Source organism: Flavobacterium sp. FlaQc-52, from assembly GCF_044007495.1.
In the GTDB taxonomy this organism is placed as follows: domain Bacteria; phylum Bacteroidota; class Bacteroidia; order Flavobacteriales; family Flavobacteriaceae; genus Flavobacterium; species Flavobacterium cupriresistens.
Map to the genome: position 1 here is coordinate 46,090 of NZ_JBIPCV010000001.1, position 19,174 is coordinate 65,263.

General features: G+C 34.7%; 14 protein-coding genes. 2 read left to right on the top strand and 12 right to left on the bottom strand.

The genetic code is table 11. The annotated features are described in order from the left end of the window. Positions 1–1,064 precede the first annotated feature (1,064 nt). From ACHRV5_RS00210 to ACHRV5_RS00265, 12 genes are all read right to left on the bottom strand, one after another. A complete protein-coding gene (locus tag ACHRV5_RS00210) occupies positions 1,065–1,691 on the bottom strand; it encodes an MCP four helix bundle domain-containing protein (protein WP_047779136.1) in 627 nt (208 codons plus the stop codon). A 96-nt stretch (positions 1,692–1,787) separates the two neighbouring features. Continuing rightward, positions 1,788–2,318 carry a hypothetical protein gene (locus ACHRV5_RS00215; RefSeq protein WP_395425309.1) on the bottom strand — a complete coding sequence of 177 codons (531 nt, stop codon included), beginning with the start codon at positions 2,316–2,318 and terminating at the stop codon, positions 1,788–1,790. A gap of 100 nt (positions 2,319–2,418) precedes the next feature. Then, the gene (locus ACHRV5_RS00220) at positions 2,419–4,149 is read right to left on the bottom strand and encodes a sodium:solute symporter (protein WP_047779134.1); all 1,731 of its coding nucleotides are present in this window, start codon (positions 4,147–4,149) and stop codon (positions 2,419–2,421) included. Positions 4,150–4,270: 121 nt separating this feature from the next. Next, complete coding sequence (locus ACHRV5_RS00225; RefSeq protein WP_395425310.1) at positions 4,271–6,802, bottom strand: PIG-L family deacetylase; 2,532 nt, start codon at positions 6,800–6,802, stop codon at positions 4,271–4,273. Between the two features lie 155 nt (positions 6,803–6,957). Continuing rightward, positions 6,958–7,491, bottom strand: coding sequence for a hypothetical protein (locus ACHRV5_RS00230; RefSeq protein WP_047779132.1), 534 nt, complete (start codon positions 7,489–7,491; stop codon positions 6,958–6,960). A gap of 210 nt (positions 7,492–7,701) precedes the next feature. After that, on the bottom strand, positions 7,702–9,519 hold the full coding sequence (locus tag ACHRV5_RS00235) for a hypothetical protein (protein ID WP_395425311.1): 1,818 nt from the start codon (positions 9,517–9,519) through the stop codon (positions 7,702–7,704). An 80-nt stretch (positions 9,520–9,599) separates the two neighbouring features. Then, positions 9,600–10,700: an AI-2E family transporter gene (locus ACHRV5_RS00240; protein ID WP_395425312.1), complete on the bottom strand. Its 1,101-nt coding sequence runs from the start codon at positions 10,698–10,700 to the stop codon at positions 9,600–9,602. A gap of 253 nt (positions 10,701–10,953) precedes the next feature. Beyond that, on the bottom strand, positions 10,954–11,484 hold the full coding sequence (locus ACHRV5_RS00245; protein ID WP_047779129.1) for a mechanosensitive ion channel domain-containing protein: 531 nt from the start codon (positions 11,482–11,484) through the stop codon (positions 10,954–10,956). Positions 11,485–11,495: 11 nt separating this feature from the next. Continuing rightward, on the bottom strand, positions 11,496–12,080 hold the full coding sequence (locus tag ACHRV5_RS00250; RefSeq protein WP_047779128.1) for a Maf-like protein: 585 nt from the start codon (positions 12,078–12,080) through the stop codon (positions 11,496–11,498). Further along, positions 12,073–12,999 carry a geranylgeranylglycerol-phosphate geranylgeranyltransferase gene (locus ACHRV5_RS00255; RefSeq protein WP_230001872.1) on the bottom strand — a complete coding sequence of 309 codons (927 nt, stop codon included), beginning with the start codon at positions 12,997–12,999 and terminating at the stop codon, positions 12,073–12,075. Before ACHRV5_RS00255 ends, ACHRV5_RS00250 begins: the two co-directional genes overlap by 8 nt. A 77-nt stretch (positions 13,000–13,076) precedes the next feature. Beyond that, the gene (locus tag ACHRV5_RS00260) at positions 13,077–13,604 is read right to left on the bottom strand and encodes an HAD family hydrolase (protein ID WP_047779126.1); all 528 of its coding nucleotides are present in this window, start codon (positions 13,602–13,604) and stop codon (positions 13,077–13,079) included. Then, on the bottom strand, positions 13,588–14,349 hold the full coding sequence (locus tag ACHRV5_RS00265) for a Rossmann-like and DUF2520 domain-containing protein (protein WP_395425313.1): 762 nt from the start codon (positions 14,347–14,349) through the stop codon (positions 13,588–13,590). Before ACHRV5_RS00265 ends, ACHRV5_RS00260 begins: the two co-directional genes overlap by 17 nt. Positions 14,350–14,707: 358 nt before the next feature. Here ACHRV5_RS00265 and ccsA point away from each other — a divergent pair, with 358 nt between their 5' ends. Continuing rightward, on the top strand, positions 14,708–17,920 hold the full coding sequence (gene ccsA, locus ACHRV5_RS00270; RefSeq protein ID WP_395425314.1) for a cytochrome c biogenesis protein CcsA: 3,213 nt from the start codon (positions 14,708–14,710) through the stop codon (positions 17,918–17,920). A 296-nt stretch (positions 17,921–18,216) separates the two neighbouring features. Then, positions 18,217–19,077: a helix-turn-helix transcriptional regulator gene (locus ACHRV5_RS00275; RefSeq protein ID WP_395425315.1), complete on the top strand. Its 861-nt coding sequence runs from the start codon at positions 18,217–18,219 to the stop codon at positions 19,075–19,077. Positions 19,078–19,174: the final 97 nt, after the last annotated feature.

The following is a 19,174-nucleotide window of genomic DNA, read 5'->3' on the forward strand; positions in this document are numbered from 1 at the left end:
CGTTCCTCAGGATGACAAACTGTACGGAGTTTCTCTTTTCCACAATTTTGTCATACCTAGGAACGAAGTATCTTCACAGGTAATTCCGTAAAGTGAAGTTCAACGGTATTGATTTAGCAAACGTAGATTTTTCGTTCCTCAGGATGACAAACTGTACGGGGTTTCTATTTTTCACAATTTTGTCATAGTGAGGAACGAAATATCTTCACAAGTAATTCCGTAAAGTCAAGCTCAACGGTATCGGTTCTGCAAACGTAGATTCTTCGTTCCTCAGGATGACAAACTGTACGGGGTTTCTATTTTCCACAATTTTGTCATACTGAGGAACGAAGTATCTTCACAGATAATTCCATAAAGTGAAGCTCAACGGTATCGATTCAGCAAACGTAGATTGTTCGTTCCTCAGGATGACAAACTGTACGGAGTTTCTATTTTTCACAATTTTGTCATACTGAGGAACGAAGGATCTTCACAAGTAACTCCGTAAAGTGAAGCTCAACGGTATCGATTCAGCAAACGTAGATTCTTCGTTCCTTTGAATGTCAAACTGTACGGAGTTTCTATTTTCCACAATTTTGTCATACCTAGGAACGAAGTATCTTCACAAGAAACTCCGTAAAGTGAAGCTCAACGGTATCGATTTAGCAAACGTAGATTTTTCGTTCCTCAGGATGATAAATTGTATGGGGTTTTTATTTTCCTCAATTTTGTCATACTGAGGAACGAAGTATCTTCACAAGTAATTCCGTAAAGTGAAGCTCAACGTTATCAATTCAGCAAACGTAGATTCTTCGTTCCTCAGAATGACAAACTGGATGGAGTTTCTTGTGTGATTTCTCATTCTTCGAAATGACAAAAAGTGAGTGGTAAGGTCGTAAAAGGTAAAGCTTTAAAGAAAAATCAGGAATAAACTTTACGATCCTGGAAAGCCTTAAATCGAAGATGAGGCTTAGGATATCGAAACCTGAAACCTGAAACTTCAAACTTCAAACCTGGAACTTCAAACCTGAAACAAAAGAAACAAAAGAAACAAAAGAAACAAAAAATCCCTCCCCCTTTTAAGTTTAATTCAAGCTAGGAGATTCAGGAATTTTTACAGTTTTCTTTTTCTTAATAATCAGCAGGTAAAAAGTAATCCCACCCAAAATGACAAGTAAGGCTATCTGAAGTTGTCCAAGACTATTATTACCGCTATGCATGGCATTCGCGGCTTTTAATTTTTCCTTTCCTTCTGTAATTTGAATTTGAGAGAGTAATTCTAACGTTTTTAAAGCTTCATCGCTTGCTTTTGAAATCTGAATCCAGTTTTTAGCTTGGGATTGTTTATGGATGGTCTCGCATGAATTTAGAAAGGCTTGAAAATAAGTTTTCTCTTTGGGTGTCAGAACTGTTTTGGCATATAGATCATCTATGGTGTGGATAATCTTTAAGGTACTTGCGATTTCATTCTTTTTGATGGTATCGCTGAGGTTTAATTTTTCGGCTTCTGTTTTTATAAAATGAAGCTCTTTGGAGTATTGAAAAATATAATGCGCTACTACTAAACGATCTTTATAAATCGCATTAATGTTTTCGTTAACATTTTTGGAGTTTAGTAAGGTGTTGAAATTACTCAAAATAATAAGAAGCATGACAATAAGCAGAATGAAAGCCGCTTTGGTTTTGTTGCTGTATTTTTTTAAGTCTTTCATATTGGCGTTTTTGGAATGGTTAGTTTTTCAAAGATAGAGATTTTGAGATTGAAAAATAACCTTGAAATTAAGGACTATTTGTTTTTTATCTTAATTTCAGTCTGTTTGAGGAATACGTGTGACATTGGATTTTGAAACGACTTTATTTTGATTTATTAATCTAAAAGTTTCTTTGTTTATCACATTGGCACCTCTTGATAGAAAATAGGGACTTTGGCATTCTGCATAACTGATATAAACCAGATGATTATTATCTTCTAAATTTTCATTTTCTCTCATTGCTGAAGTGTAGCTTTCCATACCGTTGATCATAAAAACGGGGTTGCCTTCACGATAAAGTTGTGTAGCAATCCCCTTTAGTAGCTCTTCAGCTGCCAATTGTATATCTATTTCAGGAAAGGATAGTAATAGCATACAATAAGACAAGGAACATATATTTGTTTGCTTAAAATCTGGATATTTTTCAAAAATAACCGCTCCTTGATTTAAATTTTCAAAGCATTTCGTATACAGTTTTGTTGAAATTGATTGATCTTCAAATATAGTGTCCTTTACATTTTGACCTTCAACGTGCAGACAAAAACAGAACAAAATAAGTACGATTGATTTTCCGAATACAATTTTCATAAAAAAAATAAATTTAAGATTATCCAAGCTCAGTTTTCGATTAATAAAATCTGCCAAATCAGCTAAATCTGCGTGAAATTTTGCTCACGAAAAAACAAATCTATAACTCATTCAATTCAAGCTCATTTCGCTTAAAAACAAATAACTGCATCAATAAAGCCAAAACAATTGTCAAAATTGCCCCGATAAAGTTCAACCACAAATACCCTAATTTTTCCTGACCACTCGGATAAATATGAATCATGAAATAATAGATGATAAAAATGGTAATCTGACTGATAATGGCGCTGTAAAACATGGCTTTTGCCTGAACATGACGTAAGTAAAAACCAACCAGAAAGATTCCTAAAACTGTTCCGTAAAAAATAGAACCGATAATATTGACCAACTGAATAAGGTTTTCAAATAATGTTCCTACACAGGCAAAAAGTATGGCGATAATTCCCCAGAAAAGGGTAAAAAATTTGGTTGCATTCAGATAATGTTTTTCTGATTTTTCGGTTTTTAAGTTTCGTTTGTAAATGTCAATGGCGGTTGTTGAAGCCAATGCATTTAATCCGGAGGCGGTTGAAGACATGGCTGCCGAAAGAATTACGGCTAACAATAATCCGATAAGGCCTTTTGGCAGATAGTGAAGAATAAAATGAAAAAATACATAATCTTTATCATTGGTTTCACTGTTGCTGTCTGCCTTAGAAATGATTTCTTTGGCACGGTCACGCAAGTCTTTTTCCTTATTGGATAAAGCAACCAACTCTTTTCGAAGAATCGGGTTATCATAATCCTGATTCAACTGATCGATGTACAACAGATTGATTACTTTTTTATCCTCAGAAAGCGTGTTTAATTTTTTCTCTAACGTATGATACTCTTCTTTGAATGCCGATTTCTCGATTACAATTTTATTATTTGGATTAAAATTTAACGGAACCGGATTAAATTGAAAAAACACAAAAACCATAATTCCCGTTAGCAGGATAAAGAATTGCATAGGCACTTTTAAAAGCCCGTTCATTATTAGTCCCATCTGACTTTCGCGAACTGATTTTCCGGACAGATAACGACCCACCTGAGACTGATCTGTTCCAAAATAAGCAAGTGCAAGGAAAAAACCTCCTGTGATCCCGCTCCAGAACGTATATTTTTCTTCAGGATTAAAAGAGAAATCTACAATATTCATTTTGTCATTTGCTCCGGCAATATGCATGGCACTGGAGAACGTCATATCATTTGGCAGGTAATGTAAAATTAGGAAAAAGGTGATAAACATTCCGGTCATAATGACGAACATCTGTTGTTTTTGAGTTACGTTTACCGCTTTTGTACCTCCGGAAAATGTATAAATAATTACCAGCAAACCAATGATAACATTCATAAAGGTCAGGTTCCAGCCTAAAAGGGCCGATAAGATAATTGCCGGTGCGTAAATGGTCAATCCGGTTCCTAATCCTCTTTGAACAAGGAAAAGAATTGCGGCTAAAGACCTAGTTTTAAGGTCAAATCGTTTTTCCAGAAACTCATAGGCAGTATAAACTTTTGCTTTATGATACAGCGGAATAAAAGTTACACAAATGACAATCATGGCAATTGGCAATCCAAAATAAAACTGTACAAAACCCATTCCGTCATGATACGCTTGTCCGGGTGTTGACAAGAAAGTGATGGCGCTTGCCTGAGTTGCCATTACAGAAAGTCCGACGGTATACCAAGGTGTTTCATTGTTGCCGAGAATAAAATCCTCGACATTTTTACTTCCTTTGGTTTTCCAAGAGCCGTATCCAACAATAAATAAAAGTGTAACAATTAGAACGATCCAATCAAATAGTTGCATAGGTTATGAGTATAATTGCATGATTAAGAGAAAAATCAGAATGTAAATGGCATTGGCCACCAAAACGTAGGTGTAGCTTTTTTTCCATTTTTTTGTTTTTTTATCTTCCATTTTTGAAAATTTATTGCTTTAATTGCTGTTTAGGAGCTTCAATAGGCTGTTTCAATGAGATAATATTCGAAAGCAAACGATATGCTCCCGCAACACCTTCAGGTAATTCTCTAAAAAAGCTTAAACCGGTGTAAATGTAATATCCTTTTCCATATGGTGCCACTAATAAGGCTCCATTTTTAGCAGACTCTCCTTTATCATGTGACGATAAAATAGGAGTGAAGGCAGGGTCATATTGATCCGGATAATAGAGACCTTGCTCTTGTGTCCAGCCTTCAAAATCTTTAGTACTGATTTTATTTGGGGTGTTTAAAACAGGATGATTTGGCGCTAAAAATGTGATTTTTGCGTTTTCTTCTGTTACTCGGTCATTTGATATTTTTAATGGATATGGTGCAAGTTGATCGGTTACTAGTCTACCATATGTATTGTATTGCACAATCATATTTTTACCGCTTTTCACAAAGTCAAAGAGTACTTTTTGCTTGTTGGCTAGAGCATTGACGGTATTATAAGCACGAACTCCGGTAATCACTGTATTAAAAGAATCTAATTTTTCAGGTGTAATTTCCTCAGGTTTCAAAAGAGTTACTTTATACCCCATTTGTGTAAGACTTTCAGGAACCTCATCACCCGCTCCCATAATATATCCAACGGCATCTCCTGAAGTTTTTAAGTCAATACGGATACATTTTGATTCCGCTGACTTCAGGATCATTTGTTTGGTTATATGACTGTAATCAATGATCGTTATGCTTTTGTCAAAACGTTCTTTATCTATGGTAATGACACTTTTTGCAATGGCTTCTTCGGGTTGAACGGGTGGTGTCACTTCAAAATAAAAGGTCTGTTCCATTCCCTTTTTTTCTAAGGCAAATGAAATTTGGTTTGGCGAAATCAACCAGCCTTTTCCTAATTCTAATTGCACGTTTCCTTTTATGTTGTCTTTTCCGGCACGAACTTTTACCGGAACCAATTTGCTTTTGGTATCCTTAAAGATCAATACTTTTTCTACGATTGAAGTGGTTGCTTCAGGTACAATATCCAGAAAATTGTACATTTCACCTTTTACGCCGTCATTGTATTTGTAAATAACAGTACGCTCAAACGGAATCTCAACACCACTAATTTTTACATTAAAAAGAACTTTTACTTCTCTTATAATATCAGGAATTCCAATATTTTCTTGATTGGATACGGTATAGATTCCTTCTGAAGCTTTTTCTTTTAGCCAATACGGTTGCGTATACTCGATTGTGGAGGGTAGCTGAGTTTGCAGGCTTATTTTTTGATCGTTGTTATTTTTTAGAACCGTGTTTTGAACCGTAGTTTTATGTTCCGGTAAAGTCGTTACACTTGTCAGTACCATTTCTACAGCAGATCGGTTAATCGCTTCAAGACTTAGTTTAACAATACTTCCTGGGGTAGCTTCCTGTTCGCTTGCTGCAGCTTCAAGGTACAAGCCGGCAGAAGACGCAATAATATTTTTTATGGCAGCAGATTTTACACTTTTCCAATGCTCATCTTCTAAAGATTCAATCATCGTGTACGCTTTTACCAAATCTGGTATACTTGCCGACGGGTTGCTGAAATTGTAGTTGGTTATAATTTTAGAAATCAGTTCACCGATAGGTTTTCCGTTTTTAACGCGATTCCAGCTGGTGTCAATTCCTTCAAACAATACATTCGGATCTTTGGGAGCTTCTCCGTTAATCAGTTCTAAATATTCAGTTTCATTTCCGCGAACTCCTGTACTTCCAAAACCTTGTGATTGATGGCGGCTGCGACTTAGGGCAGCAATTTCCTGATTTGATTTACCAATTCCGGTATAATAAACACCGGTTTCTAAGGTTGCAAATTTAGATTTATTGGCCGCTTCAAAATTTTCCTGACTTCCATAAAACCACCACGAAGTATTAAAGTATTGGCGTTTTACCTGCCAAGGCTTTACATATTTTAGTTGTTCAGGATATATTTTGGGGTCATTGGTCAATTTAAAACTTTCAACACTTAACATAGCAGACGAAGTATGATGCCCATGCGTTGAACCGGGTGTACGGTGATCAAATCGATTGATAATTACATCCGGCTGGAATTTTCTGATCGTCCAGATAACATCGGCCAAAACCTTGTCTTTGTCCCAAATATGCAAAGTTTCCTCTGGATTTTTTGAGTAGCCAAAGTCATTCGCTCTGGAGAAAAATTGTTCTCCACCATCTACTTTTCTTGCTTCAATTAATTCCTGAGTTCGTATAACACCTAATAATTCACGCAATTGAGGACCAATTAAATTCTGACCTCCATCACCACGAGTTAAAGACAAATATCCGGTTCTGGCATTCATTTCATTAGCGAAATAAGAGATCAGACGGGTGTTTTCGTCATCAGGATGTGCAGCCAGATACAATACAGATCCCAGAAAGTTTAATTTCTTGATTTGATTGTAAATTTCTACGGCATTTGGTTTCTGTGGTTGTTGTGCAAAAGAAATGGAAGTTCCGACTAAAAAAAGAAGAAGAATTTGTATCTGTATTTTTCGCATGGTTGGTTTAGGTGTTTTTTGAAAGAAGTTCAAAAATACTAATTATATTATTGAAGATAGTGCAAATGAAATGTTAACGGTTGATTTTTTTGCTATTAAAATAGACAAAAAGAGAGTATCAGGATCCTGATACTCTCTTTTTATTTAGGAAAGAATTACCTTCTTCCCGGGCGGTAAGGACCATCATGTCTGCGATCGTGATCGTGGTCATCATCATCGTCGTCATCGTCATCATCTCTGTCACGTTTCTTATAATGTTTATCATAGTTTTTGTGATTTCTGTGATTGTCATTATAACCGTAAACCGGTCTTGGTCTGCAACTTCTTTGTGGCGCTCCGTGATATCCTTTATAATATCTTACTTTGTGTCTGTTAAAGTAGGTGTAAGGAGTTCTACCGTGATAATCTGTTAATACTACTTTATATCCGTCGTATAAATCGTAGTTGCGATATTGTCTTGGTAAACGGTTTACTCTGGACCATCTTCCTCCTCCATAACAAATAAATTGCGAGGCTCTTACATCATAATAAGCTTCAATGTCGGGTAAGTAATAGTACTCTGTTTGTTCATAACCTGCAGGACCCCATGCTGGTGGAGATCCAATGTTAACATTTACAGATACCTGGGCTTGCGTGGCGTTTGCAACCAAAAGTAATAATCCTGCGATTGCTATTTTAACTGTTTTCATTTTTTTAGTTTTTTGTTAATTTTAACTCTAATAGGCAATATTCATATACTGTGCCAAAAATAAAAACAAAATGCATTTTAATCGATAAATGATGCTTTTTATCGATATTATTTTGTTAATGATTTGTAAAGTATTTGATTTTTAAAGTGTTGCGAATTTAAAAAAAATCTAAAAAAAAGTTCAATGGAAAGCAAAATAGGAGCTTGCAGCTTATTTATACTTTACAATTCTTGGTTTGGCAAGTTCAAAACTCTGTAAACCGCCATAATCAGTGGTTTCAAATGTGTTGGTTTTGAATAGATTATCGCCTTGCATGGGGATAGTAGGGTAGTAGGATAGTGATAATTGAAACGAGCTGAAAACCAAATAGTCATTGCTAATCAATAAACCTATAGTCAATTTAGAGTACGCTTTATTCTTAAACATGGCGTCATTCTGGCTTCCGAGAACACCTATCGCGTAATTAAAAAACGGATTCAGACGAAAACCCAAAAGTTCATAAGGAGAATAGGTTTGGGTTTGCAGTGCCAAAACCATTTTACTTGTTCCGTAGAGTGGGGCATTGAAGCCTGCTAATCCATTCTGTTCGTTTAAATTTAAGCGATCTCCCATACTGTCTGCCCGATTGATTCCCAATATCAATTGTGGATTAACAAATTGCCTTAATTTCCAATTACCAATACTGTATAATTTTGTAAAGTAGTTGGATTCGAGCAATATTGAGGTTTGATAGGTTTTAGATTGATGAAAGTAAGTACCGGCCTCAAAATTCATACTTAAGAAACCCAATCTGTAATAATTACCAAAAGAAAATTGAGCACCCAGATAAGGTCGCCAAATGGTGTTTTTGTATTGATAACCGAAGGTGATACCATAAATTCGCCCGATAGGAATGTCTTCTGTCCGTCCATTTCTAAAGATATAACTGTCCTTAACGAATTTCCGGGTGTTAAATCCGATTCCGCCTAAAAAGAGTTTTTCATTAGAATAAAAATTAATAGAGTCGTATTCAATAGTTGGACTTTCTTTGTAATCGATATTAAGGAAACGTGTAGAGACAATTAGATTGGTTATTCCATGATGTTCATCTTCAAAAACTTTTGAAGCATTTCCGACCCAAAAATCCTGAAAACGGTATTTAAAGGGCTGAAATGCAAATTTTAGATCCGGCCCCTGCAAACTGTCTTTTTTATAATTTTCACCTAAGTAAACACCGCCAGCCCATTTGGTTAAAGGGGAATAGAAAGCACGTTCCATATCAATGCTTTTGTTATAGTTATTGTCAAAGTCTATATTGTATTTCAGTACAGTGCTGACAAAAGTGCGTGCAATATTAGGTATAGTATAGGTTCCATCATGCCCATCTGCACCATCGGCAAAACGATTTGTGAACTTGTAATCTAATTGCTGACCCGTTCCGAAGAAGTCCTTTTCTTTTAATCCGATACCAACCCGACTGCTCGAAATTGAAAATCTCGGAATAGTACTCCACGAATCTAAAACGCGGATGGTAACATCGATAGAATCTGATGCTTTGCCGGCTAATTTGTTTGAAATTTTCACAGCAGTTACATACCGTTGCGATCGTATAATACGTTCCGATTCCTGCATTTTATAGGAATCGTAAGGTGCATTCCTTTTTAATAGCAATAAATTGTAAATGGCTATTTTTTTTGTTTTTAAATGAAGCCTGTTACCGGTTCTTTCTCCCCAATTCCGAGGCATGGCAGTGGTGTCTGAAACAGAATGTCCAAAGGGATCTAAAGTAACAATTGTTATTTTTCGAATGATTTTACCATTGTAATCAGTGGTGTCTTTTTCTACCGGTTCCGTTTCTTTTTTTCGAGGTTTGCTGGTTCTGAAAAAGAGTTTGTGTAACGTTTTGGTAAATTTGTTTTTTTTAGAATAGTTTCGAATTTTGGTATATATTTCGGTACTGTCTTTTTTTTGTTTCGTATCCTGCGCGCAGAGGCTTTGCAGACTAAAACAAAGGAGTAAGATAATAACTATTTTTATTTTTCGAAACATTCAGATCTATTTGATAGCTTAAGATGATTTTTAAATGAAATATAAGCTAAATATTATTCATATTTTGTATCGCTTGTAATTTAGTTTTCAATCTTTGCTTTTTTAATTCTCCAAATAAACCTTTTTGGCATGTGATTGCCCATTAAATACCCCCAGGGTTCCAGTGATTCGATTCTGTCAAAAATAATTTTTAAAATGGCCAAAAGCGGTATTGCCAGGAACATGCCTGAAATTCCGGCTGCCGCGCCTCCCACTATAATTCCCATGATAGAGACAAATGCATTAATTTCTACCTTAGAATTGATAATTAAAGGTACGAGTACATTATTATCAATTAACTGAACAATAAGATTCACAATTAAAATACCCAGTATTATGGATGTTTCCGCTGAGCCGGTAAGTGAGGCTAAAATTGTTATTATTCCTGCAGCTGTGATCCCAATATAGGGTATAAGGTTTAAGAGGCCGGTTATTAATCCCAGCAGTATAAAATATTTGACACCAATAATCCAAAGACCTAAGCTGGTTAAAACAGAAACAACAATCATTTCTAAAATTAAACTTACGATATAATTATTGATCGAAACTTTTATCTGAGTCAAGATATCCTTTAATACGGAATGATTGTCTCTGTCGATTAGTTTGGCGAGAAAGAGTATAAAATGATCTTTATACAGTAAAAATAAAAAGGTGTAAATCGGAATAATGGTACAATCTAAAAGGAGATCACTTAGTGAGATTATGGCAGAGCCCAAAGTTGCATTTCCATTGGCAACAGAGTCTTTCGTCACATTCGTAATGTATTTTTTCTGCTCCCCAATGCTAACATTAAAATTGTCTTTTATAAATTTATGAATGTCAGTAATAAATGCACTTGCGTTCTTTTTGATCGTCTCGAAATCATTTGCCATATCCGTGACTTCATAAGAAATGAAAATGAAAATTCCGGCAACAAATAAAGCAAAAAGCAACACACAAAGTAATGCAGCGAGATATCTAGGAAATTTGAATTTGGTGTTTAAAAGTGTAAATACCGGAAGTAACAGTACTGCAAACAGAAATGCCATTAACACAGGAGTAATTACATCTTTTCCAATGCAAAAAATAAAGGCAAAAGACAGCAGACTTACCAGTATAAGGGGAAGTTTAGCATAAAATGGCAATTGTACAGGTTCCGTCATTTTTTGAGATTTAAATAAAACTAAAAAGTTTGCTTAACAAATATTATACTTTATTCTAATACTATTGTTTTAGCTTTTCTTCTTTAGATTATAAAATTCCCATTCAACTATTATGTGATTAAGTTAAAATGTTTTTTCACGCAGATTCTGCAGATTTTGCGGATTTTTTTATTTTAATCCGTTAAAATCTGCGTGAGACTTTTTTTGATAGTCCTTAACGTAATGTTATTGTGTAGTCGTGAATTTGAATTAATTAATCAAAAAACTCTTTCTCTTCGTAATGAACCGGCATGATTGAAATTCCTTTTTGGAGCAATAAGTTGTTTGGGAAAATAATTTTCTCGCCCTCTTTGGTTTTTAAATTCACATGGAAGGCACTGATATCTTCAATTTCGGCCTCGATCGGGAAATCTTTATCGTGAATTTTTATGGTGTCACCAATTCTAAAAGGGAATGAAAAGAACAAAATCATCCCTGAAGTAATATTGCTCAGTATAGACCATTGCGCAAACATAGCGACACCAATTACAGTGGCAATTGAAGATACAGTGATAAAAATGTCTTTCGTATCAACACCCCAAATTACAATCAGACTGATGATCACTAATATATTCATTAACAAATGAATGTATTTGATCACCAAATTTGTCCGATGCTCTAATAATTGACTGGAACTGGCATAACGACGGATTAATTTAGCAATAATCATTCTTAAACTAATCAGTGTAAAAAGGAGAATTCCCGTCGTTATAATTTCCTGGCTATACTCTTTAAAAGTAAACATAATCTTATTTTTTAATCTAAAGTACTCAAATATTCATAAACTTTAGCAGTTGGAAGTCCCATTACATTGGTATAAGAACCTTCAACCTTAGCAACGGCCATAAAACCAAACCATTCCTGGATACCATAAGCGCCAGCCTTGTCATAAGGTTTGTAGTTGGCGATATAGTACAAAATAGCTTCGTCAGACAAATCTTTGAAAGTAACTTTGGTAACATCATTTATTACAGTAGAAGCAGTGTTGGTCTTAAAACAAACCGAAGTAAAAACTTCATGTGTGTCGTTTGACATTGATTTTATCATTTCAAAGGCTTCTGCTGCATCTTTAGGTTTTCCTAATGCTTTGTTCTGATGCCAGACAATAGTATCGCTGGTCACTAAAATTTCATTCGGTTGGAGTTCACCCTCAAAAGCATTTGCTTTTAGTACTGCTAAATAATCCGTTATTTCAACGGCTTTTAATTCGGGAGGATAGATTTCTTCTACGTCCTTTAATCTAATTTCAAAGTCTAAATCCAGATCTTTGAAAAATTGCTGTCTTCTTGGAGATCCTGAAGCCAGAATCAGCGTGTATTTTTTTAGTTTTTCTTTAAGCATTGTATTTAATATTTACGGCAATGACTATAATTGATAAAATTCCAAAAAGCAAAATCAACTTTAAAACAGTACTTAAATGATGAAACTCCTTCTGTGATTTTGCTCCAACTATCTTGACAATAAAATACAAAAGAGGCGCCAAAACAAACGCAAAAGCATAAAAAGTAACGATAAAAAGACTGTTTTCTATAAAATATTTATTGATATAAAGCACCGATAAAATAAATGGAATAACAGCGAGTCCCAAAGCAATTTTTGCCGTTCTGGCACTTCCAATCGCGATTGGCAACGTATTCATTCCCTGATTGTAATCGCCGTTTACATCTTCGATATCCTTGATTATTTCACGAATAAAATTAATCATAAAAGCAAATAAAGCATAATCGATTAAGATAGAAAATAAACTTGCCATTTGTGCCTGATTATCCGTATTTGTAGCCGGAAAAATATCAAAAACACCAATAATTACTACACTAAAAGCTAACAACAAGGCTACAATCAAATTGCCTAAAATCATGATTTGTTTTAAAGACGTAGCATAAAAATAGAGCAATGAAGCGATCAGAATAAAAATCGTAGCAAAAGTAGGCCTCATTATAACATTAGATAAATAAAAACCTATGGCAACACCACTAATAGTAAGGGCAATGTAAATGTTATAAGCAGCTGTCTCCGTTATCCCTTTACCCACCACAACATCATTGGGTTTATTAATGGTATCTGTGGCAACATCAAAAATATTATTGATTACATAACCCGCCGCCGCGATTAAAACGGTGCTTAAAACCAATAATCCGTATTGCCAGTCGGCCAAAGCCAGCGGAATATCCTGCTGTTCTAAAAAAGCATACCGAAATAAAAGCTGCATAAAAGCAAGCATAAGTAGGTTCTGATATCGAATGAGCTTGAGGAATTTCATTTTTTTATTGTAAATTGTAACTGAGACTTAATCTGTGGCTAAAAACTGAGACTGAAAACTGAGACTGAAACTGAAAACTAATCATGTTTCCCGCTAAAATGCTCCATCCATTTCCCCTGAACTTTCATTACTTGCTCAATAACATCACGTGCAGCGCCTTTACCGCCTTTTACATGAGAGATATAACGACAAATATTTTTGATCTCCGGGCTTGCATCCTGAGGAGAAGTAGGTAATCCCACCAATTGCATCACATGAAAATCCGGAATGTCATCTCCCATATACAATACATTTTCCGGTTTGATATTGTGAATATCTGTATATTCTTTGAATGTCGCTACTTTATCAGGCGTTCCTAAATAGATATCATTAATTCCTAAATTGCGTAAACGAATACGAACGCCTTCATTGCTTCCTCCCGAAATAATGCAAACATTATAGCCACTTTCTACTGCCGCTTTCATGGCGTAACCATCACGAATATTCATTGTGCGAAGCATTTCTCCTTCATTAGTTACAAAAACCGAACTGTCTGTAAGTACGCCATCAACATCAAAAACAAAGGTGTTGATGTCATTCATTATTTCTTTATAATTTCTTGTCATTATTCTGTATAGATTGTGTTAATATAGTATAGATATTCTTTTGTTTTTCGTTGGTCAAATACGCTAAATGAGCTTCAATTGTGGTCGAATCGTTGCGTTTTGCAGGCCCTGTTTGAGCATCAACAGGATTCAGAGTTTTTACTTTTTCGGCAGTTTCCTGAATGAGAGGTTTTAAGATTGCAAAAGGGACTTGGTGTTCTTCACAAATTTCCTGTCCGATTTGATACAAATGATTGGTGAAATTATTGACAAAAACGGCTGAAACGTGGAGCGCTTTTCGCTGTTCCGAATTAATTGGATAAACCGCAGTTGAAATACTCTTGGCTACCGTTTCTAAAACGCGATAATCATAAGGGTTTTCTGCTTCCAAACAGATCGGAACGGTTGAAAAATCAACCTCTTTGGTCTTAGAAAAGGTTTGAAGCGGATAAAAAACACCGTTTCTGTTCTTTACATCTAAAACCGCAAGTGAAGCGGTTCCTGAAGTATGAACGACAATTCGGTTTTGAAACGGCAATTGTTTAGAAACTTCCGAAATAGCTTTATCCGAAACCGCAATGATATACAAATCGGCTTCTTTTAAGTCTTCAAAAGCACTGACAATTTTTTCAAAACCAATTAGAGAAGACAACACTTCTTTTTTTCTGGAAAATACCTGTACAATCTCAACAAGGTCACTTTTAGTAAAAGCCTTTATCAAATGCTGGGCGACATTTCCCGAACCAATTACAGTTATTCGAATCATACCGCAAAATTAGCATTATTTTTTCTAAAGTTAATTGCTTTTAATTCGTTTGTCATTTGAAGAAAAATAAAGCGCACTTCTTTAATATTTTAGAAGAAAAGAGCAATTCATAGCACAGTTAAATTAGAATTTCGAAACTACTTTGTAAACCGTTTCCTTGATGATTGTTCTATTTTAGGATCATCTAAAATCAAAGATCAGGTTCAATTTAGGAATGTTTTTTTTGAATTAACAGATTTAAGCAGTAGGAGGGAGTAATCTGATCTATTTTTTGGTTTTAATTAACAAATGACAAATATTGGAACTCAACATTTTTAAGTACTTTTGTCGCACTTTTATACAATGTAATTCCTCAAAAATGGATAAAAAAATATTCTCTTTTTTGTTTTCTACACGATTAATGGCTGTTCTTTTTTTAACATTTGCTTTGGCAATGGGTATCGGAACTTTTATCGAAAGTAAGTACAATACTGATACAGCCCGAATTTTAATTTACAATACCTGTTGGTTTGAAGCGATAATGGTCTTTTTTATGATCAATTTTATCGGAAACATCAAACGTTATCAACTATTAAGAAAGGAAAAATGGGCTACTTTATTGCTTCATATTGCCTTTATTTTTATTCTTTTAGGTGCTTTTATAACCCGTTACATCAGTTATGAAGGGATGATGCCAATTCGCGAAGGAGCAGCAGAAAACCAAATTTACTCTGATAAAACATTTTTAACTGCTTTTGTAGACGGTGAACATAAAGGTGAAATGAAACGAAGAGTTTTTGAAGAAAAACTTTTGTTATCGCCCGTTACAAATAATGATTTTTCTATTTCAGGTAAATTTTCTGAAACTCCTTTTGAAATCACGTACGTAAAGTACATTATGGGTGCTAAAGAGGTGGTGAAACCAGATCCAAAAGGTACTTTATACCTTAAATTAGTTGAAGCCGGTTCGGGCGGACGTGAAGAGCATTTCCTGAAAGAAGGAGAAGTGCAGAACATTCACAATGTTTTGTTTGCTTTAAATAAACCAACCGAAGGTGCTATTAACATTAATACTACTGGTGAAAAATATACCATTCAGACGCCATTTGAAGGTAACTTTATGCGAATGGCAGATAAATTTCAAGGAAAAGTCACTAAAGATAACATACAACCTTTGATGATGCGTTCTTTGTATAGCATTGGCGATATCAGAATTGTATTTCCGGATCCCGCTATGAAAGGGAGTATTACTTATGAATCGAATAATGATTACAAGGCCAAAAGTCATCATGATGCTTTAGTCGTAAAGGTAAAAGCAGAAGGACAGGAAAAAGAAGTGATGCTTTTGGGCTCTAAAGGAAGTGTTGGAGAACCAAAAACCGTTAAGATTGGGAATATCGAATATTCCTTGTTTTATGGAAGTAAAGCCTATGTTTTGCCTTTCAAAGTAAAACTAAACGATTTTATCGCAACAAAATACCCGGGAACAGAAAAAAGTTATTCCGCTTTTAAAAGCAAGGTAACCGTTCAGGATTCTACAGATACATTTGATGCGGATATTTTTATGAATCATGTTTTAGATTACAGAGGCTACCGTTTCTTTCAATCTTCATTTGATCCGGACGAAAAAGGAACTGTATTGTCTGTGAATCATGACTTTTGGGGAACTTCTATAACTTATTTGGGTTATTTTATGTTGTATTTCGGTTTAATGGTTATTATGTTCACCAAACATTCCCGTTTTGGAGATCTAAAACGCAAATTAGAAGTTGTGAAAAAGAAAAAAGAGAAACTAATTACCATTTTGGTTTTGCTGTTTAGTTTGAATGGTTTTGCACAAGAAGCGCCACACGTTCATACTCCGGGGCATACCCACGAACATAATAAAAATGAAGATCCAAACAATCATGCCAATCACGTAACGGCTCCACCAAGTCAGAAACAATTAGATTCGTTATTGACGATTTATAAAGCACCGAAAGAACACGCAGCAAAATTTGGGCGTTTGATTATTCAGGATGCCGGTGGACGTATGAAACCAATCAATACTTTTTCATCTGAATTGCTTAGAAAAGTAAGTCATAGTGATAAGTATAACGGCATGAACTCAGATCAGGTATTTTTGTCTATGACACAGTACGCTCAGGTATGGATTCAGGTCCCTCTTATTTATATTAATACCAAAGATGATAGTATTCGTAAAATCATCGGTATTGACAGAAAAGCAAAGCTGGCTCCTTTCGTGAAGTTTTTTGATGAAAATGGAAACTACAAACTTTCTCCTTATTTAGATGCTGCTTATAAAGCTGCTAATCCGAACAGTTTTGAGAAGGATTTTATCGAGACAGATAAAAAGGTAAATTTAATGGAATCTGCTTTAAGCGGAAGTATTTTAAGAATTTTCCCGGTTCCAAATGATCCAAACAATAAATGGGTTTCTTTTTTAGAACGTGAAAGTGCCGGTCTTAAAGGAATGGACTCGACTTATGTAAAACAAATTCTACCCTTATATTTCAGCGCCTTAAACAATGGTTCTATTTCTAAGGATTTTAGTACAGCCGATAATTTAGTAGAAAGCATCAACGGTTTTCAAAAGAAATTTGGTTCTAAAGTGCGTCCTAGCGAAGAAAAAATCGATCTTGAAATTGCTTACAATACCTATGATATTTTACCAAAAATGCTTTATTGGTATTCTATGGCAGGAATTTTCATGCTGATTTTTACTTTATTGAGTATTTTCTTTAATAAAAAGTTTTTGCGCATAACCGTTAATGGTTTTCATATCTTAATAGGAGGAATATTTGCCTTACATACCCTTGCTTTAATTGCACGTTGGTATATTTCGGGTCACGCACCTTGGAGTAATGCTTACGAAGCGATTGTATACGTAGCTTGGGCTACCATGTTCTTTGGATTAGCTTTTGATAGAAAATCAAAACTAACGGTAGCTTCAGCCGCTTTTGTAACTTCTATGATCTTTTTTGCAGCAGATGCAAACTGGATAGATCCGGAAATTGCCAATTTACAGCCCGTTCTTAACTCGTATTGGTTAATGATTCACGTAGCAGTAATTGTGGGAAGTTACGGTCCATTGGCATTAGGAATGATTTTAGGCTTCGTAGCTTTGGTTTTAATTTTCTTTACCAATGATAAGAACAAAGCCAAAATGAGCCTAAACATCAAAGAAATCAGTTATATCAACGAAATGTCATTGACCATTGGTTTGATTATGTTAACGATAGGGAATTTCCTTGGAGGACAATGGGCCAACGAAAGTTGGGGACGTTACTGGGGATGGGATCCAAAAGAAACTTGGGCCTTAATCTCGATTATGATCTACGGATTTGTAATTCACGCCAGATTTGTACCTGCATTAAGAGGGAAATGGTTCTTTAACTTAATGAGTATGTTTGCCTTTGTATCGATCTTATTCACTTACTACGGAGTAAACTTCCACTTAGTTGGTTTGCACTCGTACGCGAGCGGAGAAGCACATTCTCTAAGCTGGATTTGGTATTCTTTAGGAACCATTTCGGTAATTGGAGCTATAACATATCCAAAATATCGAAAGTATTACAAAAACAGTAAATAATAATAAAAAGGTTCAACGCGAGTTGGACCTTTTTTATTTGCAATCTTTAGAAAGTAATGTAAGTTTAGTGATTTGAAGAAGTTTCTTAAATCTCTTTTAGTGACGCAGATTTAGTAGATTTTTTTTGATTCATTGGAAAAAAAACTGCGTAAATAAATCTGCAAAAACTGTTGAATCTGCGTGAAAACTTTCAAATCAAAAAAATACAAACCTTTCTATTTCAATTTTTTAAACAAGTACTCCGTTTGATTATTATTTGTAGTTTTGAAGAGTAACACAAATCATTCCCTCAAATTATGGTTATTTTAGAAATTATTCTGTTTATTGTTGCTTATACGGCCTTGATTGTTTCTTTGGCGTTTGGCATCGTGTGTTATAAGCGAAATATAGAACCCAAAGAAACCATTACACTAACTATTTCTTTATTGTTACTCATTGTTTCGATATCAATTTCTCCACTGCTAAAAAGCTTGAAATACGATGATTTATCAAATATTCTGATAGTATCAAATATGACTATCGTGGGATGTACTACTTTCTTGAACACCTTAAAAGAACGCAAGCATAAACTTAAAAAAGTATATAAAAAGATCCATGTCGGAATAGGTTTGCTTATTTTTAGCGCTGTTATTATAAGTCCTCTTTTGAATATAAGTCCAATTGCAGAACGCTTCGCAATTGGGTATTTACTGTTTTCTATTACAGTATCAATGGTTATGATTAGAGTTACTAAACCTCAAATTAAGATGGTTCAAAAAATAAATCCAGATCGATTATTTGCAATTGCGTTTCTTATAATTGTTCCTTTATACTTAATTCTGCAATTTGGTTTTAGCAATTATCACTTAAATTTTCCGATAGGATTTTTGCTTCCTGTAATTTTTACTTTATTAGCGATTAATAAAATAATAGAAGATATAAATCGTCTCCATATTTTAAAGAACAGAGTACAAAATCTGCAAAATGATTTTTTCAATTACGGATTTACCGATCGCGAAGTGGAAGTGGCGCGATTATTAGTCCAAGGATGTAGTTATCAATCTATTTCAGAACAGTTATTTATTTCGGTTCCAACTGTAAAAACACATACCGGAAATGTTTACAGAAAATGTAATGTAAAAAGCAAATACGAATTAATGGTATTGATAACTGCTTAGTAATCAGATTTCATACTTTTGTATGAAATTAGGAATGCATTATATTTCATACCAATTGTCGATATTTTGCGTGCTTTCAGCTACCTACTTTTGTCTC

Bases quoted from the DNA above. Each gene is read 5' to 3' on its own strand.
- ACHRV5_RS00210 (WP_047779136.1), bottom strand. From the start codon at position 1,691: ATGAAAGACTTAAAAAAATACAGCAACAAAACCAAAGCGGCTTTCATT.
- ACHRV5_RS00215 (WP_395425309.1), bottom strand. From the start codon at position 2,318: ATGAAAATTGTATTCGGAAAATCAATCGTACTTATTTTGTTCTGTTTT.
- ACHRV5_RS00220 (WP_047779134.1), bottom strand. From the start codon at position 4,149: ATGCAACTATTTGATTGGATCGTTCTAATTGTTACACTTTTATTTATT.
- ACHRV5_RS00225 (WP_395425310.1), bottom strand. From the start codon at position 6,802: ATGCGAAAAATACAGATACAAATTCTTCTTCTTTTTTTAGTCGGAACT.
- ACHRV5_RS00230 (WP_047779132.1), bottom strand. From the start codon at position 7,491: ATGAAAACAGTTAAAATAGCAATCGCAGGATTATTACTTTTGGTTGCA.
- ACHRV5_RS00235 (WP_395425311.1), bottom strand. From the start codon at position 9,519: ATGTTTCGAAAAATAAAAATAGTTATTATCTTACTCCTTTGTTTTAGT.
- ACHRV5_RS00240 (WP_395425312.1), bottom strand. From the start codon at position 10,700: ATGACGGAACCTGTACAATTGCCATTTTATGCTAAACTTCCCCTTATA.
- ACHRV5_RS00245 (WP_047779129.1), bottom strand. From the start codon at position 11,484: ATGTTTACTTTTAAAGAGTATAGCCAGGAAATTATAACGACGGGAATT.
- ACHRV5_RS00250 (WP_047779128.1), bottom strand. From the start codon at position 12,080: ATGCTTAAAGAAAAACTAAAAAAATACACGCTGATTCTGGCTTCAGGA.
- ACHRV5_RS00255 (WP_230001872.1), bottom strand. From the start codon at position 12,999: ATGAAATTCCTCAAGCTCATTCGATATCAGAACCTACTTATGCTTGCT.
- ACHRV5_RS00260 (WP_047779126.1), bottom strand. From the start codon at position 13,604: ATGACAAGAAATTATAAAGAAATAATGAATGACATCAACACCTTTGTT.
- ACHRV5_RS00265 (WP_395425313.1), bottom strand. From the start codon at position 14,349: ATGATTCGAATAACTGTAATTGGTTCGGGAAATGTCGCCCAGCATTTG.
- ccsA (WP_395425314.1), top strand. From the start codon at position 14,708: ATGGATAAAAAAATATTCTCTTTTTTGTTTTCTACACGATTAATGGCT.
- ACHRV5_RS00275 (WP_395425315.1), top strand. From the start codon at position 18,217: ATGGTTATTTTAGAAATTATTCTGTTTATTGTTGCTTATACGGCCTTG.